The 22,190-nt window shown below is 66.2% G+C and carries 20 protein-coding genes; 2 read left to right on the forward strand and 18 right to left on the reverse strand.

Annotated elements, in window-relative coordinates; genetic code table 11:
* Positions 1–29: 29 nt before the first annotated feature.
* The 11 genes from BMY53_RS04980 to BMY53_RS05030 form a co-directional block, all read right to left on the reverse strand.
* Positions 30–1,907: a polysaccharide biosynthesis protein gene (locus tag BMY53_RS04980; RefSeq protein ID WP_092944276.1), complete on the reverse strand. Its 1,878-nt coding sequence runs from the start codon at positions 1,905–1,907 to the stop codon at positions 30–32.
* 123 nt (positions 1,908–2,030) lie between these two features.
* Positions 2,031–2,624, reverse strand: a complete 594-nt coding sequence (locus BMY53_RS04985; RefSeq protein ID WP_092944278.1) for a sugar transferase — start codon at positions 2,622–2,624, stop codon at positions 2,031–2,033.
* A gap of 51 nt (positions 2,625–2,675) precedes the next feature.
* Positions 2,676–3,845 carry a DegT/DnrJ/EryC1/StrS family aminotransferase gene (locus BMY53_RS04990; protein WP_092944279.1) on the reverse strand — a complete coding sequence of 390 codons (1,170 nt, stop codon included), beginning with the start codon at positions 3,843–3,845 and terminating at the stop codon, positions 2,676–2,678.
* Between the two features lie 166 nt (positions 3,846–4,011).
* Entirely contained in the window at positions 4,012–4,737 is a 726-nt protein-coding gene (locus BMY53_RS04995; protein ID WP_092944280.1) for a class I SAM-dependent methyltransferase, read from the reverse strand.
* Between the two features lie 137 nt (positions 4,738–4,874).
* Entirely contained in the window at positions 4,875–6,092 is a 1,218-nt protein-coding gene (locus BMY53_RS05000; RefSeq protein ID WP_092944282.1) for a glycosyltransferase family 4 protein, read from the reverse strand.
* Positions 6,089–7,159: a glycosyltransferase gene (locus BMY53_RS05005; RefSeq protein WP_092944284.1), complete on the reverse strand. Its 1,071-nt coding sequence runs from the start codon at positions 7,157–7,159 to the stop codon at positions 6,089–6,091. The genes BMY53_RS05000 and BMY53_RS05005 overlap by 4 nt, the downstream gene beginning before the upstream one ends.
* Positions 7,156–7,860 carry an acyltransferase gene (locus BMY53_RS05010; RefSeq protein ID WP_092944286.1) on the reverse strand — a complete coding sequence of 235 codons (705 nt, stop codon included), beginning with the start codon at positions 7,858–7,860 and terminating at the stop codon, positions 7,156–7,158. Before BMY53_RS05010 ends, BMY53_RS05005 begins: the two co-directional genes overlap by 4 nt.
* Positions 7,857–9,080, reverse strand: a complete 1,224-nt coding sequence (locus BMY53_RS05015) for a lipopolysaccharide biosynthesis protein (RefSeq protein WP_092945113.1) — start codon at positions 9,078–9,080, stop codon at positions 7,857–7,859. The genes BMY53_RS05010 and BMY53_RS05015 overlap by 4 nt, the downstream gene beginning before the upstream one ends.
* Positions 9,081–9,084: 4 nt before the next feature.
* Complete coding sequence (locus BMY53_RS05020; protein ID WP_092944288.1) at positions 9,085–10,275, reverse strand: DegT/DnrJ/EryC1/StrS family aminotransferase; 1,191 nt, start codon at positions 10,273–10,275, stop codon at positions 9,085–9,087.
* Entirely contained in the window at positions 10,272–10,868 is a 597-nt protein-coding gene (locus BMY53_RS05025; RefSeq protein ID WP_092945115.1) for an acyltransferase, read from the reverse strand. Before BMY53_RS05025 ends, BMY53_RS05020 begins: the two co-directional genes overlap by 4 nt.
* A gap of 4 nt (positions 10,869–10,872) precedes the next feature.
* The gene (locus BMY53_RS05030; protein WP_092944290.1) at positions 10,873–11,928 is read right to left on the reverse strand and encodes a Gfo/Idh/MocA family protein; all 1,056 of its coding nucleotides are present in this window, start codon (positions 11,926–11,928) and stop codon (positions 10,873–10,875) included.
* A 208-nt stretch (positions 11,929–12,136) separates the two neighbouring features.
* On the opposite strand from BMY53_RS05030, the gene lysS reads away from it, so the two are divergent.
* Positions 12,137–13,711: a lysine--tRNA ligase gene (gene lysS / locus BMY53_RS05035; protein ID WP_092945116.1), complete on the forward strand. Its 1,575-nt coding sequence runs from the start codon at positions 12,137–12,139 to the stop codon at positions 13,709–13,711.
* A 75-nt stretch (positions 13,712–13,786) separates the two neighbouring features.
* On the opposite strand, the gene BMY53_RS05040 is transcribed toward lysS, so the two are convergent.
* From BMY53_RS05040 to BMY53_RS05070, 7 genes are all read right to left on the reverse strand, one after another.
* Complete coding sequence (locus tag BMY53_RS05040; protein ID WP_177200723.1) at positions 13,787–14,074, reverse strand: DUF4148 domain-containing protein; 288 nt, start codon at positions 14,072–14,074, stop codon at positions 13,787–13,789.
* A gap of 226 nt (positions 14,075–14,300) precedes the next feature.
* Positions 14,301–15,113 carry an enoyl-CoA hydratase gene (locus BMY53_RS05045; protein ID WP_092944294.1) on the reverse strand — a complete coding sequence of 271 codons (813 nt, stop codon included), beginning with the start codon at positions 15,111–15,113 and terminating at the stop codon, positions 14,301–14,303.
* 161 nt (positions 15,114–15,274) lie between these two features.
* The gene (locus BMY53_RS05050; protein ID WP_092944295.1) at positions 15,275–16,432 is read right to left on the reverse strand and encodes a DUF3108 domain-containing protein; all 1,158 of its coding nucleotides are present in this window, start codon (positions 16,430–16,432) and stop codon (positions 15,275–15,277) included.
* Positions 16,417–18,153, reverse strand: coding sequence for a M61 family metallopeptidase (locus BMY53_RS05055; RefSeq protein WP_092944297.1), 1,737 nt, complete (start codon positions 18,151–18,153; stop codon positions 16,417–16,419). Before BMY53_RS05055 ends, BMY53_RS05050 begins: the two co-directional genes overlap by 16 nt.
* Before the next feature lie 310 nt (positions 18,154–18,463).
* Positions 18,464–18,904, reverse strand: a complete 441-nt coding sequence (locus BMY53_RS05060) for a DUF3429 domain-containing protein (protein ID WP_092944299.1) — start codon at positions 18,902–18,904, stop codon at positions 18,464–18,466.
* A gap of 51 nt (positions 18,905–18,955) precedes the next feature.
* Entirely contained in the window at positions 18,956–19,681 is a 726-nt protein-coding gene (locus BMY53_RS05065; protein ID WP_092944301.1) for a DsbC family protein, read from the reverse strand.
* A gap of 59 nt (positions 19,682–19,740) precedes the next feature.
* On the reverse strand, positions 19,741–20,889 hold the full coding sequence (locus BMY53_RS05070; RefSeq protein ID WP_092944303.1) for an FAD-dependent monooxygenase: 1,149 nt from the start codon (positions 20,887–20,889) through the stop codon (positions 19,741–19,743).
* 176 nt (positions 20,890–21,065) lie between these two features.
* Here BMY53_RS05070 and ychF point away from each other — a divergent pair, with 176 nt between their 5' ends.
* Positions 21,066–22,160: a redox-regulated ATPase YchF gene (ychF, locus tag BMY53_RS05075; protein WP_092944305.1), complete on the forward strand. Its 1,095-nt coding sequence runs from the start codon at positions 21,066–21,068 to the stop codon at positions 22,158–22,160.
* The last annotated feature ends 30 nt before the right edge of the window (positions 22,161–22,190 follow it).

Genomic DNA, 22,190 nt, shown 5'->3' on the forward strand with positions numbered 1-22,190 from the left:
CTGATGTCACCGAGGGAGCTCTTTGTCGCCTATCGCGCCCCGCCCCCCGGACGCACATACTCCGGCACGAACCTCCTCAACCCCGCCACCACCGTCTCTCTCGACCACTCCTCACTCCCCCCCGCCTGGCACACCCACTCCACCACTGCTCCATCCCCCGCCAAGTCCCCCAACCTCGCAATCCTCACCCGCGAGACCTTGGTCGGCAACGTCGTATCCGCATCCGCGATCAGCTCCTCATAGAGCTTCTCCCCCGGACGCAACCCGGTGAACTGAATCCCGATCTCCTGTTCACTCCGCCCCGCCAGCCGAATCATGTCCCGCGCCAGATCCACGATCTTCACCGGGTCGCCCATATCCAGCACCATCACCTGGCCGGAATCCCCAATGGCCGCCGCTTGCAACACCAGCCGCGCCGCCTCCGGGATCGTCATGAAGTAGCGAATGATGTCCGGGTGCGTCACCGTCACCGGCCCACCCTTGGCGATCTGCTCCTTGAACTTCGGAATCACGCTGCCACTGGAGCCCAGCACATTGCCGAAGCGCACCGCCATGAACTTGGTCGAATGACCCTGCGCCGCCATGTGGCTGATCACCTGCTCCGCTGCCCGCTTGGTCGCACCCATCACGTTTGTCGGGTTCACCGCCTTGTCGGTGCTGATCAGCACAAACCGCTCAGCCCCCGCAGCCGCCGCCGCCACACACGCGTGGTATGTCCCCAGTGTGTTGTTGCGCAGTGCCGCCCAGGCGTTCTCCTCTTCCATCAGCGGCACATGCTTGTAGGCCGCTGCATGGAACACCACCTGCGGCCGGTGCTTCAGGAACACATGCCGCAGATGCGCGAGATCCTTGACATCACCAATCAACCGCACCAGCGGCAGATGCGGGAACTTCTCGCTCAGTTCCTGCTCGATCGAATACAGCGCGAATTCACTCAGCTCGAACAGCACCAGCCGCGACGGACCGTAGCGCGCCACCTGTCGGCATAGCTCCGATCCGATCGATCCGCCCGCGCCCGTGATCAACACCGTCTTGCTGCTCACGCACTCGCTGATACCACTCTCATCCAGCTGCACCGGCTCACGCCCCAGCAGATCTTCCGGCTCGATGTCGCGCACCTGGTTGACCGATCGGCCCGCCAACAGCTCCTCACTGCTGGGCACGGTCAGCACAGGCAGCGAGGCCCGGCCCGCCAGCGCCAACGCACGGCGTCGCTGCACGGACGTGGCTGCTGGCATCGCCACGATCACATGCGTGATGCCGTGCAGCTCCGCAAACCGCGGCAACTCTTCCAGCGTGCCCAGTACAGGCACACCACCCACACGGGCGCCGCGTTTCTCCGGCGCATCGTCCAGATAACCCACCACCACCCAGCCCTGCTGGTGCTGAATGCCCGCTACCAGCAGACGCCCGGCATCACCCGCGCCCATCACCAGCGCACGTCGCTGTTCCAGCGCACTGCCGCTGATGCGGCTGCGCATGTGCTCATACAACATGCGATAGCCCATGCGCATCATGGCCAGTGCCATCAGCGTGAAGACCGGGTGCAAGGCCAGCACAGCACGCGGCACAGCGGCCAGTTGCGCCATCAGCACCGCCACGGCCCCGATCAGGCCAGCCGCCACGCACACTGCCGCCAGGCGCTTGACCTCGCCAAAGCCCGAGAACCGCCACATGCCCTTGGGCACCTGGAACAGCCACAGCAGCCCACCGTAAACCACCACCACGCCCAGCATCACCCAGCCGTCGTAACCCGGCCGCGCGCTGAACCAGCGCTCGAAGCCCAGGCGGAACAGATAGGTGGCCTGCCACGCCAGCGCCACCGCCACCATGTCCAGGCCCAAGGCCAGCGTCTCGCGATAAGGACGGATACGTGTCAGGAACGCATCCAGGGACAACCAGTTCATCGTCAAGGATCTCGGTTCAAGGGCAGTGACCCGCGGGCCTGCCACATGCGATTCGGAACGTTGGTGCGATCAGCCATGGGATATCAGCCGGCTGCTCTTCAGTTCAGCCCGCCATTCAACACCTCAGCGGCGCAGCACCCCTAGCGTCGCAAAGATCAACCGCACATCTCCCAGCAGGCTGGCACTGCGCACATAGTCGGCCGCCATGCGCAGCTTGGCCGGCATCACCACCTCCACATACTCCCGTTCCGGGTCAGCCGCCTTCGCCAGCACATCGCTCTCATGCCGAAAGCTCAGTGACGCCGGATCAGTGATGCCGGGCCGCACAGAGAGCACGATCTCCCGCAGCTCCGCCGGATACATCGCCACATAGCGCGGCACTTCAGGCCGTGGGCCCACCAGGCTCATCGCGCCTCGGAACACATCCCACAGCTGCGGCAATTCATCGAGCTTGCTGGCCCGCAGAAAATGCCCGCTGCGGGTGATGCGCGGGTCCGCGCCGATGGTGATCTGCGGCCCGAGCGTAGGCGCGTCCACCCGCATCGTGCGGAACTTGTGAATGCGAAACGGATGCCCGTACCGCCCCACACGCTCCTGGCGGAACATCACCGGTCCCGCTGAATCCAGCTTGATCCACGCCGCCACCAGCAGCAGCACCGGGCTCAGCAGCAGCAGGCCGATACCCGCGCAGATCAGGTCGAACAGACGTTTGGCCATGGCCCGTGGAATCCTTCGTCAGCAGGCTGGTTCATTGTTCAGATAAACGCTTCAGGCAAAACCCAGGCTCTGGCGCACGGCGTGGATGACACGCTCCACGTCGGCATCCGTCATGGCCGTGTAGAGCGGAATGGTCACCGTCCGCTCATAGGCCTTTTGCGAATGCGGGAAGCGTTCGGCCGTCAGGCCGTAACGCTCACGCCAGTACGGATGCTGGTGCAAGGGCACGTAGTGCACGCTGCAGCCGATGCCCAGCGCAAACATGCGCTCGATGAATTCATCGCGGCTGAGCTCCGCCTCGTCGGAGAGGCGCAGCACGTAGAGGTGCCAGCTGTGCGTGTCCCCTTCGATAGGCTGCGGCGGCAGGATCAGTGGGAGATCCGCCAGCGCCTCGAAATAACGCTGCGCGATCTGCTCACGCCGCTTCTGGAAGGCCGGCAGCCGCTTGAGCTGATGCAGGCCCAGGGCAGCCGCAATGTCGGTCAGGTTGTACTTGAAGCCGGGCGCCACGATCTCGTAATACCAGCTCGGCACCTTGGCGGTGAAGCGGTCGAAGGCATCCCGGTTGATGCCGTGCAGCCGCATCACACGGGCGCGCTTGGCCAGCTCGGCATCACGCGTCACCAGCATGCCGCCCTCACCCGTGGTCATGGTCTTGTTCGCATAGAAACTGAACACCGTGGCATTGCTGCCCATGGTGCCGATCAGTTCCTTCTCCAGCGTGGTGGGCAGCGCGTGCGCCGCGTCCTCCACCACCTTCAGACCATGCTTGCGGGCAATGTCCAGCAGCGTGAGCATGTCCACGGCCAGGCCGCCGTAGTGCACCGGGATGATGGCCTTGGTGCGCGGCGTGATGGCGGCCTCGATCTGGTCGATGGCGATGTTCAAGGTCTTGGGGTCGATATCCACCAGCACCACGTCCGCGCCCATGTAGCGCACCACCTCGGCCGTAGCCGTGAAGGTATGGGTGGTGGTGATGACTTCGTCACCGGGGCCGATGCCCAGCGCTTCCAAGGCCAGATGCAAGCCGGCCGTGGCGGAGTTGACGGCCACGCATTCGATCTGCGGCTCGCCGAGGAATTCGGCAAAGGCCTGTTCAAAACGCTTGGCCTTGGGGCCAGTGGTCACCCAGCCGCTGCGCAGCGTGTCCACCACCTCGGCGATTTCCTCCTCGCCGATCTCGGGCAGCGCAAAGGGCAGGAAGGGCAACTTGTCGGTCATGGTCGGAAAGGTCCGTGGAATCTTGGTTGGACAGAATATTTTTCGCGGGGCGCTGACGCCACGCAGGCCATGGGTCGGAGGCAGATCAGCAATGGTCGCCATTCGGCTGCAACTCAAACGGCAATCTTGCGCCGATCCGATGGTTGGCCCGCGGTGACAACCGCCGTCACCCAGGCGCTTCCGCCGGCTTCTCTATCAGCGCCAGCACATGCGTCCGCAACAGCGGCAATGCATTGAACACACCATAAGCACCCGGATGCAGCCGGCACACGACCCGCGCCAGCGGCGGCGCCAGTGTGACCCGTCGCACCACCGGCCGGCCCTCCGGGAACAATGCCCGCATACGCTTCACAGGCACACCGCGTACGTCGGGGTTGCGTGGATTGTCGACGATGAAGTCATACCAGAGCACCGCGCCGCCCGGCTTCACCCAGCGCCACATGGCCTGGGCCAGGCGCTGTTGGAGACCATCGTCCAGGATGGAAGAGAACACGGTGGATTGCAGCACCAGATGCTGGCTGGCCGGCGCCACCTCCGCCTGGGAAGCATCCCCCGCCAGCAGACGCACCTGTGCCGGCAACGTAGCCCTGGCCGCCTCGAAGCGCTCCGGCAGCAGCTCGATGCCGGTGAGGTGCTCCGGCCGCAGACCGATGCGCAGCATGTCCATCAGGTTGCCGCCCGCGCCGCAGCCCACCTCGGCCAGCCGCCATTCCGCCACAGGCCCCAGCCCATGCGCCCGGGCCGCCAACAACCGCAGCATCATCGCCTGGCGCTCGTGCAGCATCTGCCAGACCTCGGGCCGCAGCAGGCTGTAGCGCTCCAGCCCGCCCAGCCGTTCCTCGCGCCGGGCGTAACGCTGGGCGATGGCCTGGAGTTCGTGGTCCTGAGGCATGGTGGTGGGTGGGTTGATACGAAGCTTGGGGTCGGGGTCGGCGGGAGCGAACGTGTGGGACGCTTATCTGGTGCGCTTATCTGGTGTGGTGATCCGGTGCGGTGATTTGCGGCTGGTGTCCGGTCACGAGTGTCCGCTCAGCCCGTCACCGCGTCGATGAATCGTTGGGCCAGCACCGGATAGGTGTGGTGCTTCAGCACAAACTCGCGCCCGTTGCGGCCCATGGTCTCGCGCTGGCCTGGGGTCATGGCCGCGAGCTGGCGCAGGCCGTCGGCCACGGCCTTGGCGTCCTGCGGCGGCACGGTCAGGCCCGCGCCGGCCTCGGCCACCGGGTCATTGCCCGCCTCTACCGAATGCAGCACCGGCCGCTGGGCCATCATGTAGTCCATCAGCTTGTTGGGCGCAATGCCAAACCGGTAGATGGGCGTGCGCTGCCAGCCGATGTAGGCGATGTCGAAGCCCTTCAGCAGCGTCGGGATCTGGGCCTTGGGAATGGCCGGGAACATGGCAACGTTGCTCAGCCCCTCGTCCCGCACCCGCGCCTCCAGCCGCTCCCGCTCGTGCCCGCCCCCCACCAGCACAAAAGCCAGGGGCGCCTCCTTCAGCAGCTTCGCCGCATCCAGCAGCACATCCAGTGCATTGGGCTGCCCCATGGAACCGGCATAACCCACCACGGTCCGACCAGCGGCGCGTTGCGTGGCCAGGTGCGCCTGCACGGCAGCGTCCAGCGGCTCGCCATCGCCCTGCCACTCGTCCAGCGTGATCCCGTTGGGGACGATGTGCAGCTTCTTCAGGTCGAGCCCATGCGAAGCCATGTGCTGGTGCACCTTGGGCAGCATGGAGACCACCACATCGGCATCCCGGTAGGCGTCGTTCTCCGCCTTCTGGCACAGCATCGCAAAGGGGTGGCGCGGGGACATGCCCGAGAGCTCGATGGGCGAAAGCGGCCACAGGTCATGCACCTCATAGACCAGCTTGGCCTTGGCCATGCGCGCCACACGGCGCGCCACCCACACATCCATCGGGTAGGTGCTGGAGGCGATCACCACATCCGGTGCAAACTCGCGCGCCAGGATGTCCGCGTCCTTCCACACCTGCCGGCAGAAGGACCAGATGTTCTTGACTCGGCCCACACCATTGCCCTGGTATTCGGGCGTGTCGTAGAAGTGATAGGACACGCCACTGAGTTGCGCGCTGCCAGGCCCTGGCTGGGTGGTGCGCACATGGGAGTAGGAAGCGCCCAGGATGAGCACCTGATGCCCCGCCCTCACCCATTCACGGGCCAGGTAGAAGGGGCGAAATTCCATGCCATGCTTGGGCGAGCCGGCGTAATGATTGATGAGCAGGAGCTTCATAGGGAGTTCAGTCGTGCCACGAAGCGCTTCACCGCCGGGCTGAAAAGGGCGTTCTGTGCCACCCACGCCCGGTTGGCCGCGCCCATCTGGTCGATGTGGGCATCGTCCGCCAGCGCAGCCAGCCGCGTCGGCAGGCGCGACAGGTCTTCCTGGTCGGACAGGATCAAACCGTGCCGCCCCGGCGCCAGCAACTCATGGTTGGCCGGCAGGTCGGACAGCACGGGCAGGCATTCATGGGCCATGGCCTCGATGACGGAGACAGAGACAGAGTCACTCTCCGGCAGGCTCAGGAACCAGCGGGCATGGGCATAGTGCCGGCCCTGGGAGGTGGCGTCGAGCCGGCCGAGGAAGTCGATGCGGTCGGCCAGGCCCAGCGCGCGGGCCTGGTCCTGCAGCGCCTCGCGCAGCGAGCCATCATTGGCCACCAGCAGCCGGGCCTCCGGCCGCTGGGCGGCGATGGCCGCAAATGCCTCGATCACGCGGTGCGGCCGATAGATCGGCTCCAGCCCACGGTTGGCATAGAACAGCCAGGGCTGCTTGCGCACGTTCTGCTTGGGCAACGCCTCCAGGCCAAACGGGAAGGTCATCACCTCGCCCGCACCCAGCTCACGCATGCGGCCGGCCATGTGTTCGGAGTCGGAGGTGGTGAGCGCGCAAGCCTGCAGCACCTGGCGCGTGAGCCAGCGGTAACCCCAGCCCTGGTTCGGTGTAACGAGGATGTCGCTGCCCCAGGCCGACCCGACGATGCGGGCCTTCAATCGCCAACCCTTGCGCGCCGCCCAGGCGAGGGTGCCGTGGGAGGTGAGGTAATGCGCATGCAACCAGTCGGCGTCCACCCTGGCCAGCCATTGGCCCAGCCGGGGCAACTGCCTGATGACCGCCAGGTTCCCGCCACCGTGGGCCGGATGGGTGTCCAGTGCGAGCCGGCGGTCCTCCGGAATCAGGAAGCTGAACTCGGGTGCAAAACCACGGGTGGAGGCGGCCCAAAGCTCCACCTCATCCACCAGGGCACGGGCCCATTTGAGGAGATGGGGGCTTTCGCCGTCACCGATCAGGACGAGTCTCATGGGGACTCCGGGTGTGGCGATGCGGGCGCGGGTGCCTCCACCGGCACGGGCTCGCTCACAGGGGGTGCATCCCCCGGCAGCGCCCCGGCATGGGTGCCAGCGGGCACCGTCGGCGGGCCCCCGGCCCAGTCCTCATAGAACGGGGCCAGCTCGGGGTGCTCGCGCAGCAGGCGCTCATCCATGCGGCGGGTGTCTCCCACCACCTTGGCCGGCTGGCCGGCCAGGATGGCGAAGTCCGGGAACGCACCATTGACCATGCTGTAGGCGGAGACGATGCAGCCACGGCCCAGCGTGGTGCCCGGCAGCAGCGTGGCATGCGCGCCGATGAAGCAGAAATCGCCGATCTCCACCGGGGCGGTGTAGTAGGCCTTCTTCACTGGCGTGTGCACATACTCACGGCCATACAGCCGGATGGCCGCGTGGCTGGAGTGGGTGAAGATGCCGGTGAAGAAACCGATCTGGCAGCCCTCGCCGATGCGCAGGCCGTAGGTGGCGTCCAGCACACTGAAGTGGCCGATGAAGACATGGTCTTCCACCGCCAGCAATTCACGGGCGAAGACGACGCTGGTGTTGCTGATCCGGGTGTGCGGCAGGAACTCGCCGTCCCCACGCACAAAACCACCCACCATGCGGGTACCCCACAGGCGAGAGATCAGCATCTTGACCGGCTGCCAGAGCCGTCGGCGCAGGCTTGCTTTCATGTGGCGAACAGTCCGTCCTTGTGTTTCCAGTGCGCCAGGGCCCAGAAGTAATAAGCAAAATACAGCGCCATCGTCGCAGAGACGCCCCAGGCCGCGCCAATCAGGCCGCCACGCAGCAGGCCCAGGCCGATGCCCAGCACAAAGGCGGCCTGCCCCACCAGCGCCAGGCGCAACGCCCAGCCCTGCGCCTGCCAGGCCATGGTGGTCACCGACAGCGGCGAGGCAATGAAGTGCACCGCCACATAGGGCGCCAGTGCGCGCGCCAGTTCACCAGCATCCTGCCAGCGTTCCCCAAAGGCCCAGGCAAACAGCTTGGGCCCCCAGATGGTGAGCACGGCAGCCAGCGGCACCGCAAAGGCCGCCAACGCCGCCATGGCCTGCCGCACCAGCCGCACGGCTTCTGCCGGGGAGCGCGCCGCGACCAGGCGCGGATACAAGGTCTGGGACAACGCACCGCCCACCAGCCCGGCCGGCGCCTTCAGGTAGCGCATGGCCAGCGCCCAGTAGCCGGCGGCGGCGTCACCGGCCCAGTACGAGAGCAGCAGCAGGGCCAGGCTGTCCTGCAGTGCGCCAGCAAAGGCGTGTGGTGTGTTGAGCAGCGGGAAGTCCTTGTGGCGCAGTGCCATGGCGCGCAGGCCGGTACGGTCCTGTTGCCAGACCGCGCGCCAACCATCCACCGGCCGGGCCACCGTGGCCAGCCACAAGGCTGCGGCCAGGCTGGCGATGACCGGCCCCAGCAGCAGGCCCACCGCACCGAACGCAGCCAGGCCCATCAGCACCTGCAGGAGAGCGGCGCCGCCATACTGCAGCAAACGTGCAGCGGCCAGGGCCTTGAAGGCGCTGGCACGAGTAGCCCACAGCGTCATGGCCTGGGCCAGCGCGCCGGCCAGCACGGCCAGGCCCAGCCAGAGCGCCAGGTCCAGGTCCTGCCAGGTGGCCCAGGCCCAGCCGATGAGGGCGCTGGCCAGCGTCACCGCCACCAGCACCCGCAGGCACAGCGCCATCAGGCGCGAGGCCGCGTGGCTGTCCTTCTCCAGCGGCAGTGCGAATTCATAACGCGCGCAGCCCACCACCGCCACATTGGTGGCCACCGTCCAGACCAGGCTGAAATGGCCGAATTCGATCGGCGAGTAAAGGCGGGTGATCCACGGCCCCAGCAGCAGCGGCAACAGCTGCGCCAGGGCGCCGCCGGCCAGCAGGGTCAGCGTGGCTCGGAGCATGGAATCAGGCGGTCCGGGCAGGCGTCGCCAAGGCACCCGCGGCACCAGCAGCACCGGAAGCCACCGACGTGCTGGCCACCGAAGCCAGTGCCTGGCGCAAGGCCTCCACCACCTGGTCCTGCTGAGCCTCGGTCAGGTCGGGGCTCATGGGCAGGCTCAGCACACGGGCAGCGGCAGCTTCGGCATGCGGCAGCGGCGCCGGCACGCGGCAACGCTGCGCATAAGCGGGCTGGCGGTGCAGCGGCTTGGGGTAGTGGACAGCGGTCGGAATACCGGCGGCCTTCAAGGCCGCCACTACGGCATCCCGGTTTTCCACCTGCACGGTGAACTGGGCCCAGACGCTGTCCCGGTCTTCGCGCACGGCCAGACGTTGCAGCGGCAGGTCGGCCAGGCGCTGCTGATAACGCTCGCCCAGGGCCAGGCGCTGCTGCACTTCCCAGTCAAAACGCTCCAGCTTGCCCAGCACGACCGCGCATTGCAGCGTGTCCATGCGCCCCCCCACGCCCAGGCGGGTGTGGGTGTAGCGCTGGCTCTGGCCATGCACACGGATCTCGCGGGCCGCTTGCGCCAGCGCGTCATCATTCGTGAAGAGCGCACCGCCGTCGCCATAACAGCCCAGCGGCTTGCTGGGGAAGAAGCTGGTGGCGCCCCAAGTGGAGAGGCCGCAGGAGCGGCGCGCGCTGGCGCCCTTGCCGTAGCTGGCGCCAAAGCTCTGCGCCGCATCCTCGATCACCGGGATGTTGCCGTGGCGCGCCGCGAGGGCGTTGATCGCATCCATGTCCGCCACCTGCCCGTACAGGCTGACCGGCATGATGGCCCGGGTGCGCGGCGTGATGGCCGCCTCGATCAGGCGGGCGTCGATGTTGCAGCTGTCCGGCTCGATATCCACGAACACCGGCACGCCACCCAGCAGCACGATCATCTCCGCCGTGGCGGCAAAGGTGAACGGCGTGGTGATGACCTCGTCGCCGGGCTGCAGGTCCAGGGCCATCAGCGCGATCAGCAGCGCCTCGGTGCCGCTGGCCACGGTAATGCAGTGCTTCACGCCCACATAGGCGGCGAGCTTGTGTTCCAGCTCCTGCACTTCCGGGCCCATGATGTATTGGCCGTGGTCCAGCACCGCCTGGATACGGGCGTCGATGCTGGTCTTCAGCGCGGCGTACTGGGACTTGAGGTCGATGAAGGGAAGGCTCATGCCTGGGGCTCCGGGAGCGACACCAGGCGCAGTGCCTGGCCATTGAGTTCGTACACCTCGCCACTGCCGGGGCAGGTGGCGCGGCCCTGGCCGGAGACCGGCAGGTCCAGTTTCTCGCCGTGGCGGCTCATCCAGCCGATCTGGCGGGCCGGCACGCCCACCATCAAGGCGTGGGCCGGCACGTCGCCCTTCACGACCGCACCCGCACCGACAAAGGCGTATTCGCCCAACGTCGCGCCGCAGACGATGGTGCAGTTGGCGCCCAGCGTGGCGCCGCGTCGGACCAGCGTGTGCCGGTATTCGTTCTTGCGCGGCACGGCCGAGCGCGGGTTGTAGACGTTGGTGAAGACCATGGAGGGGCCGCAGAACACATCGTCCTCCAGCGTCACTGCGTCATAGACCGACACGTTGTTCTGGATCTTCACGTTGCGGCCGATGGACACATCGTTGCCCACAAACACCCCCTGCCCCAGCGAGCAGTCCGCCCCGATGCGCGCGCCCGGGCACACATGGCTGAAGTGCCAGACCTTGGTGTTCTCACCGATCTGTGCACCGTCATCCACCACGGCCGAGGCATGTTTCCAGTAGGTCATGGGGTCAGAACACCAGCGGCAGGCCGACGCGCTGGCCATCGCGGGCACTGCGGTAGGCCGCGATCAGCAGCTCCAGCGAGCGCAGGCCCTCGTAACCGTCCACCTGCGCATGGGCTTCGCCACGCAGGGTCTGTATCACGTTGTCGTAGTAGGCCGCGTGGCCAAAGCCGTAGACGCTGGTGGTTTCGTAGCTGGCGTTCTTGACCAGCTCATCGTCCGGGTGGGGCGTGTCGAAGGTCCAGTGCTCGATCTTGTTGACGGCCGTGCCGCCGATCTTCACGGTGCCCTTTTCGCCCAGGATGGTGATGGAGCCTTCCAGGTTCTGCGGATACGTCAGCATGGTGACGTTGATGCTGGCCAGGCCGCCATGGCGCAGGCGCAGGCTGAGCACGCCGGTGTCCTCGGCTTCGATGTCGCGGTCCAGCGTGGCGGTGTAGGCATGCACGTTGTCCACCGGGCCCACCAGCCAGTCCAGCAGGTCCACATAGTGGCTGGCCTGGTTCATGAAGGCGCCGCCGTCCATGTCCCAGCGGCCGCGCCAGCGGGCGGCGTCGTAATAACTTTGCGGGCGGGTCCAGAACACGTTGACCGTGCTCATGAAGATGCGGCCGAAGCGGCCTTCGTCCAGCGCCTTCTTCACCAGTTGCACGGTGGCATTGAGCCGGTTCTGCTTGACCACAAACAGCTTCACGTCCGCCTCGCGGCAGGCGCGCACCATGGCCTGGCCTTCCTCGAACTTGGTGGCCATGGGTTTTTCGCTCAGCACATGGCGGCCGGCACGGGCGGCCGTGATGGCTTGTTGCGCATGCAGGCCGCTGGGGGTGGCCAGCACGATCAGGTCGGCGTTGCTGCCGGCCAGCAGGGCGTCCAGCGACTCGAAACCGGGCACACCGGTCTGGGCGACAGCGGCCGCGAGGGCCTCGGGCCGGTTGTCGCACACGGCCACCAGTTCCGCGCGTTCCTGGTGGCGAGCCAGCGCCTCCACGTGGTTCTTGGAGATACGGCCACAGCCGACCAGGGCGACGCGAACCTTTCGGTCCAGGATGGGGAACTGAGGCATAGGGGATGATTCAGGCGAAAAACCGGGCGAAGCCGCCGATTTTACGGGTGCCAGAGGGGGCGGCGATGCGGCCGCCTGCGGCGGCGCCCAGTGTCGGTTGTGTGCTGAAACCGGACAGTGTTGGCCCCCAAATTCACCGCTTTGACGGCCCGCAAGGGGTCGGCCTCGCATCACCACTTAAAATCCCCGGAGATTCAACGAGTTCATGATGAGCCAGCCCCAAGACCCTTCCAAGGCCAATCCGCCTGCCGCTGCCACCGAAACCACTGCCGTGGTGCCGCCGGCAGCCCCCGCACAAGACGAAAACCAACTGATCGCGGAGCGCCGCGAGAAACTGGCCGTGATCCGTGCCAAGGCCAAGGCCGAGGGCAAAGCCGCCTTCCCGAACGACTTCAAGCCCCAGCACCGCGCCCTGGCGCTGCAGGCCGAGTTTGGCGAGGAAGCCAACGAGACGCTGGAGGCCAAGGTGGTCCAGGTGAGCGTGGCGGGCCGCATGATGCTCAAGCGCATCATGGGCAAGGCCAGCTTCGCCACCCTGCAGGACGCCACCGGCCGCATCCAGCTCTTCCTCTCCAAGGACGCGCTGGGCGAAGAGGCCTACACCGAATTCAAGCATCTGGACCTGGGCGACATCCTCGGTGCGGAAGGCACGCTGTTCCGCACCCGCACCGGCGAACTCTCGGTGAAGGTCACCACGCTGCGCCTGCTGACCAAGAGCCTGCGCCCGCTGCCGGACAAGTTCCACGGCATGCAGGACCAGGAGCAGAAGTACCGCCAGCGGTATGTCGACCTGATCACCGACGATACGGCCCGTGACCGTTTCGTGGCCCGCTCCAAGGCGGTGTCGTCCATCCGCAGCTTCATGGTGCAGAACGGCTTCCTGGAAGTCGAAACGCCCATGCTGCACCCGATCCCGGGTGGTGCCAACGCCAAGCCCTTCACCACGCACCACAACGCGCTGGACCAGGAAATGTTCCTGCGCATTGCCCCGGAGCTGTACCTGAAGCGGCTGGTGGTGGGTGGTTTCGAGCGCGTCTTCGAAATCAACCGCAACTTCCGCAACGAGGGGATCAGTGTCCGGCACAACCCCGAGTTCACGATGATGGAGTTCTATGCGGCCTTCTGGACGCATCATGAGCTCATGGACTTCACCGAGGAAGTGCTGCGCCACGCGGCGCGCGCCGCCACGGGCAGCGCCAACGTGACCTACGCAGGCAAGCCGGTCAATCTGGAGCAGCCCTTTGCCCGCCTTTCGGTGCGTGACTCGCTGATCGTCCACGGTGGCCTGACCGCCGCCGAGGCGGATGACGCCACCATCCTGCGCGACAAGCTCAAGCAACATGGTGAAGAAGCGCCCAAGCACTGGAGCCTGCCGGAGTTGCAGTTCGGCATGTTCGAGGCCGTGGTCGAAGAAAAGCTCTGGGAGCCCACCTTCATCATCGACTACCCGGTCGAGGTGTCGCCGCTGGCACGTGCTGCGGACAACAACCCCGCCATCACCGAGCGTTTCGAGCTCTTCATCACGGGCCGCGAATACGCCAACGGCTTCTCCGAGCTGAACGACGCCGAGGACCAGGCCGCACGTTTCCAGGCCCAGGTCGCCAACAAGGATGCGGGTGACGAAGAAGCCATGTTCTATGACGCGGACTTCATCCGCGCGCTCGAATACGGCATGCCCCCCACCGGTGGCTGCGGCATCGGCATTGACCGCCTGATGATGCTGATCACGGACAGCCCGTCCATCCGCGACATCATCCTGTTCCCGGCGCTCAAGCGGGTCTGAGCCGAAGCACCGAAACAAAAGCAAAAACAAAAGAGGCCCGCGGGCCTCTTTTTCGTTGGGGGCTTGGGCAGCCGATTACTTGCTCGACACGCCTTCCGACGCAGCGCCCTTCTTGGCCGCAGCAGCCTTCTCGGCGGCCTTTTTGGCAGCGATCTGGGTGGACGACATGCCGTTCACACCATTGCTCAGTGCGCCCACGCCGGCTTGCTCAGCACTCAGCGCGGCAACTTCGCCGGATTCACGGGCGGCTTGCAGCTCGGCCAGCACTTCCGCGCGGGTCTTCTGGACCGGCTCAGCGGCGAAAGCGGCACCGGCGCTCAGCAGGGCGGCGGCGATCAGGGCGGTCGTGGAAAACTTGGTCATGGCGGTTCCTCTCGGGTGTTGCAACCGGACTCCGCACTCCACGCGTTGTCCATGGAGCTGAACTGTAGGTGGCACCCCCTGGGGAAAACAGTAGCCAATCTGGATAGATCTGTTCATGGTTTGTCAACAATCGCCCGCCATGGCGATGGCCGCACAACCAGCCCCATCAACGATCCCGTCCGGTCAAGTTAATCCGCCAACCGCCCAATCACCCCGCCACCGATGATCAACGGTGCGTAAACACCGCCGCCCGCTTCGCCAGGAAGGCGTCCATCCCCTCCCGCTGATCGTCGCTTCCGAACACGGCATGGAAATACCGGCGCTCCACCGCCACCCCATCCGTCAGCGGCCCCTGATACGCCAGGTTCACCAGTTCCTTGATCAGCATCGTGGACGGCCCGCTGAAGCCGTTGATCGTCTCCGCCGCCGTCAGCGCCTCGCTCATCAACTGATCCGCCGGCACCACACGAGAGACCAGGCCCGCCCGCTCCGCCTCGGCGGCATCCATCATCCGGGCGGTCAACAGCATGTCCATCGCCTTGCTCTTGCTCACGGCGCGCGGCAGACGCTGTGTGCCGCCCGCCCCGGGGATGATGCCCAGCTTGATCTCCGGCTGGCCAAAGCGCGCCGTATCCGCCGCGATGATGAAATCACACATCATCGCCAGCTCACACCCGCCGCCCAGCGCAAAACCGGCCACCGCACCGATCACCGGCTTGCGGACCTGCAGGATGGTTTCCCAGTTCTTGGAGATCAGACCGCTCTTGAACGCGCTCATGAAGGTGTGCGGCGCCATGGTCGGAATGTCCGCGCCAGCGGCAAACGCCCGTTCGCTACCGGTCAGCACGATGCAGCCGATGCCATCGTCCGCATCAAAGGCCAGCAGGGCACGGCCCAGCTCATCCATCAGCGGATCGCTCAGGGCATTGAGCTGCTTGGGGCGGTTCAGCCGGATCAGGCCGGTCTTGCGGTCGCCGGTGCCGACGATCTCCACCAGAATGTTCTCGAACGCCACTTCGGTGATGGGCTGGGTCGTCATGGGTTTGTCTCCAGATGCGGCGGAATGACGCCGCCTTGTGATCAATGGCGGCAACTATAGGCCGTTGGACCGCGCCCACGGACAGGCTGAAACGAAGTCCTGCGTCAGTGTCAGATCCCCATTCACGGCGCCGATTCACTACACGGATTCACTGCACCCATTTACGGCTCCGAAGAGGCCGCCAGAGCCGGGGGCCTAGCCGCAGCGCTGGATGCCGCAGCGCTGGCGGCCGCGGGTGGCATCGCCTGCAAGGGCGCCTCACGCAGGGCCAGGTCGATATAGGTCTTGTCGTCCTTCGCCCGGTCCTGCCAGATGCGGATGCGCACCGGCAGGTATTGCAGCGACGGCGCCAGCCACATCTCCGTCTGCATGTCGCCCCAGGTGTCCTGCATGTCCGAATCCACATGCCAGGCCTCGATGGGGCCCATGGGCGTCTGCACCTGCTCCAGCTCACGAACCATGTAGCGCCACAGATGCACACGGCGAGGCAACACCAGCGGCAGCTGGACCAACCAGCCCTGCTGCGCGGTCTGGCGGCCCGTGAGGAACATCCACGTCAGTTGCACGAACTGGCTGGCCGCGTCCTGCGCGGTGTCCTCGCGGGGGGTGCGTTGGCCATTGGCCAGGATCACGCCGCCATCGTCAAAAAGCAGCGTGGTCTTGCGGTTGCCACCGGCCAGCCCCCCGGTAACCTCATCGAAGCGGCGGGGCATCAGGCCTTGTGGGCCGATCATCCCGTCGCTGCTGAGCCGGCGGGACATCAAGGGCGCGATGGCCGGGCCAATGTTGGCCTCCAGATGCACCTGGTAATGCGCGCCATCACGCAGCCACTGGACTTTCGCCTGGCCGTAGACCGGCCCGCGATAGTTCCCGGTGAGCTGGTAGCGCAACTCGGTGGAGAGTGGCCATTCGATACCCGGCGCGTAGGGGCCAGGGGTCTCGGGCAACTGCAGGTCGGCAGGCGCCTGGAGCGCCTCCACGGGCGGAATCGCCTCGGGCGTGACCGCTTCTGACGATGGCAACGGCTTCAGGCCCTGCCCCTGGGGGGCGGCCAGTTGCGGCAAGGGCTTGGCCTTGGCGACCGCAGCGCCTGGCGTGCCTTCGTTACCCCGGGGCGGTACCAGCGACGGCGGCGGCGGTACGGCGGGTTTGAGTTCCCGCACAAACATCGCCTTCATGCGCTCGGGCTCCGGGGTGTCCGGCGCCCAGCCCACCATGAGGCGGTGCGCGCCCCCCAGCAGCCCCAGGTGCAGCGCCAGCACCAGCAGGGTCAGCCCCGCCAGGACACCGGTTCCGCGATGGTTCAGCCGCCCAACCATGCACGCCGCAGGCTTTGCGCGCGGGCAGGCGCCTTGTCCAGGGGGCCAAGACAGACGGGCCGCGCCAGGGCGTCCTGCATCGGCAGCGCCAAGGTCAGCGTCAACATGCGCTGGTCACGAGACACCAGCAGCTGCAGGTGTTGCGGGTCTTGTTGGTCCAGGGTGAGCAGCAGGTCGTCCAGCTTGCGGATGCGCCAGCCATTGCAGGCCACGATCTCGTCGCCCGCACTCAGGCCGGCGGCCAGCGCGGCCCCCTCCAGGAGCACCTGCTTGACGCTCAGCGTGCCATCCGCCTCCTGCACCCGCACACCGAGGCGCTGGGCCAGCGTCGGTTTCTCCGAACTCCAGCGCACGCCCAGGCGCTCCAGCAACTGCGGCAGGGGGAGATCGTCGCAGCCATGCACCCAGTGATGCAACGCCTGCGCCACCGCTTCGCCACCCAGCTCGGCCACGCGGGTGAAGATGCGCTCTTCGCTGATGGGCCCGCCCAGGCTTTCTCGCCACAGGGCACGCATCAGGTCGTCCAGCGAGCTGGTCCGTTCCGCGCTGCGCAGCGTCAGGTCCAGGGCCAACGCCACCATCGAGCCCTTGGCGTAATAACTCACCAGGGCATTGGGTGCGTTTTCGTCCTGCCGGTAGTATTTGGTCCAGGCCTCGAAGCTGGACTGCGCCACGCTCTGGTGCTTGCGCCCGGGGGCGCCCAGCACCTGGGTGAAGGTCTGGCCGATCAGCTTGAGGTAGCGCGGCTCGTCAATGAGGCCGCTGCGCACCAGGAACAGGTCGTCGTAGTAGGAGGTGAAACCTTCGAAGAACCACAGCAGCTGCGTGTAGTTCTCCTGCTCGTAGTCGTAGTGCGCAAAGGCATCCGGGCGCAGGCGCTTGACGTTCCAGGTGTGGAAGTACTCGTGGCTGATCAGGCCCAGCAGCTTCACATAGCCGTCGCTCATCTCGGGCTGGCCCAGGCGCGGGAGGTCCCGACGCGCGGCAATCAGCGCCGTGCTGCCCCGGTGTTCAAGCCCCCCGTAACCGTCTTCCACACAGTTCAGCAGGAAGACATAGCGATCCATCGGTGGCTTGGTCTTGTGCCCATGCCAGAAGACCATCTGTGCCTCGCAGATGCGCTGGGCATCCCGCAGCAGGCGCTCGCTGTCAAACACCGGCAGGGCGCCGGCCACCACGAATTCATGCGGAACGCCCCCGGCGAGGAACTCCTCACGCCAGAAGGTGCCCAGTTCGAAGGGGTGGTCCACCAACTCGTCGTAATCAGCGGCCTGCCAGACACCGGGCTCATGCTGCGGCATGGCGGTCGCCACTTCCCAGCCTTCCGGCACGCCGGCCAACTCGATGCGATGGACCAGCGACTCCTTGCCATGCGCGCGCAGGCACAGGCTGGTCGGGTTGAAGAATCCCCGCAGCGCATCCAGGAAGGCGGCCCGCACCGAGGTGTCGAACGCATACACCGGATAGGTCACCACCAGCGCACCCCGGCCGCTGCAATCAAACTCCCAGCGGTTCTTGGCCGTCTGGTGCACGGCCACGTCCCGGCTCCCCTGCCGTGCGCTCACCTGCCCCAGATGGCGGGAGAACTCGCGCACCAGATAACTGCCCGGAATCCAGACCGGCAGGCTCAGCACCTGTCGCGCGGCAGGCGTCGGCACCGTCACGCTCACCTCAAAACGGTGGGCGTGCAGGTCGGCAATGGCAATGCGGTAGTGGATCATTAGGCAAGCCTACCAAGGCTTGGTGGGGTTCTACACGTGTTTGGGCGGTTCTCGCTCGAATCAAGGGGAACTTTGAGGGGGACTGACGCCAAGGTGACACAGCGGAGGTACAGATCAGCCGAAAACCACCCTTGAGTGGGCGTCGGCGAACGGTGGATCGCCCGAGGATCAGGCAAGGGGCTCAGTGGGGGGCCATGGCACACCAGCCACAGACGCAACCTTCAAGGCAACCTTCAAGGCAACCGTCAAAGCCACCTTCAAAGCGGCCATTGAAGCGGCCATGAACGCGGCCAAAGGCCTGGGTTTGCCTTCAAGTCGCCTGCGCCGCCAGGAAGCAGCACAGCGCCGCGACCGCGCTCAGGCGGAAGCGCAATGTCAGCCAGGCGCTGGCGCCCAGCGCCGGGTAGATGCGGCGGTCCACCACGTAGCAGATGATCAGCATCACGCCATGCACCACCAGGCCGGCGTTGGGCGGCATCATCGAACCGACCCACGCCACCGCCATGGGCACCACGCCCCAGACAAAGGGGCCTGGGGAGGGAATGGTCTGGCGAAAACCCAGGCCCCAGTGGATCGCTCCCAGGAACGCCACCACCACGGTGGCGTAGTTGGTCAGCCCCATGAGGGTGTAGACGTGGGCATCCTCCCGCACCAGCCAGGCCAACGCCGCCCCAAGGATGAAGGGGAACAGCCCGGCATAGCCCAGTTTCAGGGCCACCGGGTTGGGCGGGACGACAGTGCGTTCGGTCATGACAGATGGCAATCAGGAAGAGCGATCGGGAAGCGCGATCAGGCGCGTTGATCAGGATTTGGCGCTGCCCTGCGCCTGCAGCCGCTGCTCCAGTTGCTCGGTGCTCAGGGCGCCGGGCGCGCGGGTGCCGTCCTCGAAGACGATGGCCGGCGTGCCGGTGACCTTCACCTTGCGGCTCAGCTCCAGGTTGCGGTCGATGGCGCTGGCGTCGCACTTGGCGTCCGGGCGGGGCAGCGGCGTGCCGGTGAGCATCCAGTCGCGCCAGGCGGCGGTGTTGTCCTTGGCGCACCAGGCGGCACGGGCCTTGTCCGGCGAATCCCCACCCAGGATGGGAATGACGAAGGTGTAGACCGTCACATTGCTCACGCCCTGCAGGGACTGCTCGAACCGCTTGCAGTAACCGCAGTTGGGGTCGGCAAACACGGCGATGCGGCGTTTGCCGTCGCCCTTCTTCCACACGATGGCGTCCTTCAGCGGCAGGCTGGAGAAGTCGACCATGGTGATCTTGGTGATCCGGTCCTGCGTCAGGTTGCGGCGGTTCTTGAGGTCGATCATCTCGCCCTCAATCAGGTACTGACCCATCGCATCCGTGTAGCGGATCTCCGAGCCAATGCGCACCTCGAACAGGCCCGGGATGGGTGTGGCGCGGACCTCATCCAGCTTGATCTCCTTGGGCAGCGCAGCCCCGAGGTTCTTGCGGATGACATCTTCATTGGCCTGCGCGGTGCAGCCGAACAGGGCCAGCATGCCGGCCAGCAGGGGAACGGACAACTTCATGGAACGGTTTCCTTCTTGCCCTCGGCGCAGGGCCGGAGGCGGGTCATACGGAATGAGGGTTACTGGCCGAGGGCGCGTGCTGTCAGCCACTTCTTGATGGGGCCTGCACGATCCACCAGCCGCAGGCCTTCGTTGCGCAAGCGGGAGATGACGGGGGCCTGGCTCGCAAAGCCGCGCAGCAGGCTGTCGGTCAGTTCACCCATGGCCCAGGTCGGGGCAATACGGGCGCGGGCATAACGACGCAGGAGCTTTTCATCGCCCAGGTCGCGCCAGGATTCTCGGGCGGTGATCACATCCACCAGGGTTTCCACATCCGCCAGGCCCAGGTTCAGACCATGGCCGGCCAGCGGGTGGACCAGGTGAGCTGCATCGCCCAGCAGCACCCAGCCGGGGCCGGAGAGCCGGTCGGCACGGGCCAGTTGCAAGGGCCAGGACTGGCGTTCGCCCGCCAGTTTCAGGGATCCCAGCACGCCGCCGGTGGCTTCCATCAGGGCCGATTCGAACTCGGCAGGGCCTGCCGCCAGCATGGCCTGGGCACGCTCACGGGGCAGCGACCAGACAAAACCGTAGCTGTGGCCGGGTTCCGGGCGGTCAAACGGCAGCATGCCGAGGATGTCTGGCGACCGGAACCACTGCAGCGCCTGGCCCTGGTGCGGCTGGCTGGCCACCAGGCGGCCGGCCACGCCGAGGTGCCCATAGTCATGGCGCTCGAACTGCACGCCGTGCACCGACTGGGCCGTGATGGATTCACGCCCCTCGCACAAGGCCTCCAGGGCCGCCGGGACCGGCGCGCTGACGCGTTGCACATGGGGCGCGAAGCGCAGCGCCGCGTCCAGTTGTTCTTCCAGCGCGGCGGCATCCACGATGTGGGCCAACTCGCCGACGCCCTGCTCCCAGGCGCTGAATTGCAGGGAGGCGCCTGCGCGATCGCCCATCACGCGCATGTCGTGCACGGGGGTGCGGGCATCTTCCGGCAGGGTGTCCCAGACGCGCAGGCGGTTGAGCAGCCGCACCGCCTGGGCGTTCAGCGCATAGGCGCGCACGTCCGCTCCCGGGGTGGCCGAGCGGCCGGCCGCCAGGCCGGCCTCGGTGATGGCCGCCGGCGCACGGCCCAGCAAGGCCACGCGATACCCTCTGGCACCCAGCGCCAGCGCGAGGCTGCGGCCGACGCAGCCACTGCCGCGCACCAGGACGTCGAACTTTTCCATGGCCGGGATTGTAGGCAGGGCTTGAAGGGTGCCGTCCGCAGCCGCTTAAAATGTTGGCTGAAGGGATCTCTGCCTAGGGGCATTGCGGGTCGCGCGCCATTGCGAGCCGCTAGGCAGAGATTCCTACTTGCCTGCTGCGCGTCGCTGCTGGCCTACAAGCAATCCGAAAGCCCCCCATGAGCCTCAAATGCGGCATCGTGGGCCTGCCCAACGTGGGCAAGTCCACCCTCTTCAACGCGCTGACCAAGGCCGGCATCGCCGCCGAGAACTATCCGTTCTGCACCATCGAGCCCAATGTGGGCGTTGTGGAGCTGCCCGACCCCCGTCTGCAGAAATTGTCAGAAATCGTGAAACCGGAGCGCATCGTTCCGGCCATCGTTGAATTTGTGGACATTGCCGGCCTGGTGGCGGGTGCCTCCAAGGGTGAAGGCCTGGGCAACCAGTTTCTGAGCCACATCCGCGAGACCGACGCCATCGTCAACGTGGTGCGCTGCTTTGAAGACCCGAACGTCATCCACGTGAACGGCCGTGTGGACCCGATCTCCGACATCGAGGTCATCCAGACCGAGCTGTGCCTGGCCGACCTGGGCACCGTGGAAAAGAGCCTGCACCGCTACAACAAGGCGGCGCGCTCCGGCAACGACAAGGAAGCGGCTGCCCTGGTGAAGGTGCTGGAGAAGTGCCAGGCCGCCCTGAACGAAGCCAAGCCGGTGCGCGGCATCGATTTCAGCAAGGAAGAACTGGTCATCCTGAAGCCGCTGTGCCTGATCACCGCCAAGCCGGCGATGTTCGTGGGCAACGTGGCCGAAGACGGTTTCTCCAACAACCCCTTCCTGGACCGCCTGCAGGAATACGCTGCCTCGCAGAACGCGCCGGTCGTGGCCATCTGTGCCAAGACCGAGGCGGAGCTGTCGGAAATGGAAGATGAAGACCGTGCCCTGTTCCTGGCCGAGATGGGCCAGGACGAGCCCGGCCTGAACCGCCTGATCCGCGCCGGCTTCAAGCTGCTGGGCCTGCAGACCTATTTCACCGCCGGTGTGAAGGAAGTGCGCGCCTGGACCATCCATATCGGCGACACCGCCCCGCAAGCGGCCGGTGTGATCCACACCGACTTCGAACGCGGCTTCATCCGCGCGCAGACCATCGCCTTTGACGACTTCATCCAGTTCAAGGGTGAACAAGGCGCGAAGGACGCCGGCAAGATGCGCGCGGAAGGCAAGGAATATGTGGTGAAGGATGGGGATGTGTTGAACTTCCTGTTCAACGTCTGATCCACTTTTGACGTCCCACCGACGGCACGA

It is taken from the genome of Roseateles sp. YR242 (genome assembly GCF_900109745.1).
GTDB lineage: Bacteria > Pseudomonadota > Gammaproteobacteria > Burkholderiales > Burkholderiaceae_C > Roseateles.

What these genes read in the sequence shown, in the direction of transcription:
- BMY53_RS05010 (WP_092944286.1), bottom strand. Translation starts at nt 7,860, where the DNA reads ATGAAAGCAAGCCTGCGCCGACGGCTCTGGCAGCCGGTCAAGATGCTG.
- BMY53_RS04990 (WP_092944279.1), bottom strand. Translation starts at nt 3,845, where the DNA reads ATGACCGACAAGTTGCCCTTCCTGCCCTTTGCGCTGCCCGAGATCGGC.
- BMY53_RS05070 (WP_092944303.1), bottom strand. Translation starts at nt 20,889, where the DNA reads ATGGAAAAGTTCGACGTCCTGGTGCGCGGCAGTGGCTGCGTCGGCCGC.
- BMY53_RS05020 (WP_092944288.1), bottom strand. Translation starts at nt 10,275, where the DNA reads ATGAGCCTTCCCTTCATCGACCTCAAGTCCCAGTACGCCGCGCTGAAG.
- BMY53_RS05015 (WP_092945113.1), bottom strand. Translation starts at nt 9,080, where the DNA reads ATGCTCCGAGCCACGCTGACCCTGCTGGCCGGCGGCGCCCTGGCGCAG.
- BMY53_RS05045 (WP_092944294.1), bottom strand. Translation starts at nt 15,113, where the DNA reads ATGACGACCCAGCCCATCACCGAAGTGGCGTTCGAGAACATTCTGGTG.
- BMY53_RS04980 (WP_092944276.1), bottom strand. Translation starts at nt 1,907, where the DNA reads ATGAACTGGTTGTCCCTGGATGCGTTCCTGACACGTATCCGTCCTTAT.
- BMY53_RS05050 (WP_092944295.1), bottom strand. Translation starts at nt 16,432, where the DNA reads ATGGTTGGGCGGCTGAACCATCGCGGAACCGGTGTCCTGGCGGGGCTG.
- ychF (WP_092944305.1), top strand. Translation starts at nt 21,066, where the DNA reads ATGAGCCTCAAATGCGGCATCGTGGGCCTGCCCAACGTGGGCAAGTCC.
- BMY53_RS05005 (WP_092944284.1), bottom strand. Translation starts at nt 7,159, where the DNA reads ATGAGACTCGTCCTGATCGGTGACGGCGAAAGCCCCCATCTCCTCAAA.
- BMY53_RS05065 (WP_092944301.1), bottom strand. Translation starts at nt 19,681, where the DNA reads ATGAAGTTGTCCGTTCCCCTGCTGGCCGGCATGCTGGCCCTGTTCGGC.
- BMY53_RS04995 (WP_092944280.1), bottom strand. Translation starts at nt 4,737, where the DNA reads ATGCCTCAGGACCACGAACTCCAGGCCATCGCCCAGCGTTACGCCCGG.
- BMY53_RS05055 (WP_092944297.1), bottom strand. Translation starts at nt 18,153, where the DNA reads ATGATCCACTACCGCATTGCCATTGCCGACCTGCACGCCCACCGTTTT.
- BMY53_RS05030 (WP_092944290.1), bottom strand. Translation starts at nt 11,928, where the DNA reads ATGCCTCAGTTCCCCATCCTGGACCGAAAGGTTCGCGTCGCCCTGGTC.
- BMY53_RS05060 (WP_092944299.1), bottom strand. Translation starts at nt 18,904, where the DNA reads ATGACCGAACGCACTGTCGTCCCGCCCAACCCGGTGGCCCTGAAACTG.
- BMY53_RS05025 (WP_092945115.1), bottom strand. Translation starts at nt 10,868, where the DNA reads ATGACCTACTGGAAACATGCCTCGGCCGTGGTGGATGACGGTGCACAG.
- BMY53_RS05000 (WP_092944282.1), bottom strand. Translation starts at nt 6,092, where the DNA reads ATGAAGCTCCTGCTCATCAATCATTACGCCGGCTCGCCCAAGCATGGC.
- lysS (WP_092945116.1), top strand. Translation starts at nt 12,137, where the DNA reads ATGAGCCAGCCCCAAGACCCTTCCAAGGCCAATCCGCCTGCCGCTGCC.
- BMY53_RS04985 (WP_092944278.1), bottom strand. Translation starts at nt 2,624, where the DNA reads ATGGCCAAACGTCTGTTCGACCTGATCTGCGCGGGTATCGGCCTGCTG.
- BMY53_RS05040 (WP_177200723.1), bottom strand. Translation starts at nt 14,074, where the DNA reads ATGACCAAGTTTTCCACGACCGCCCTGATCGCCGCCGCCCTGCTGAGC.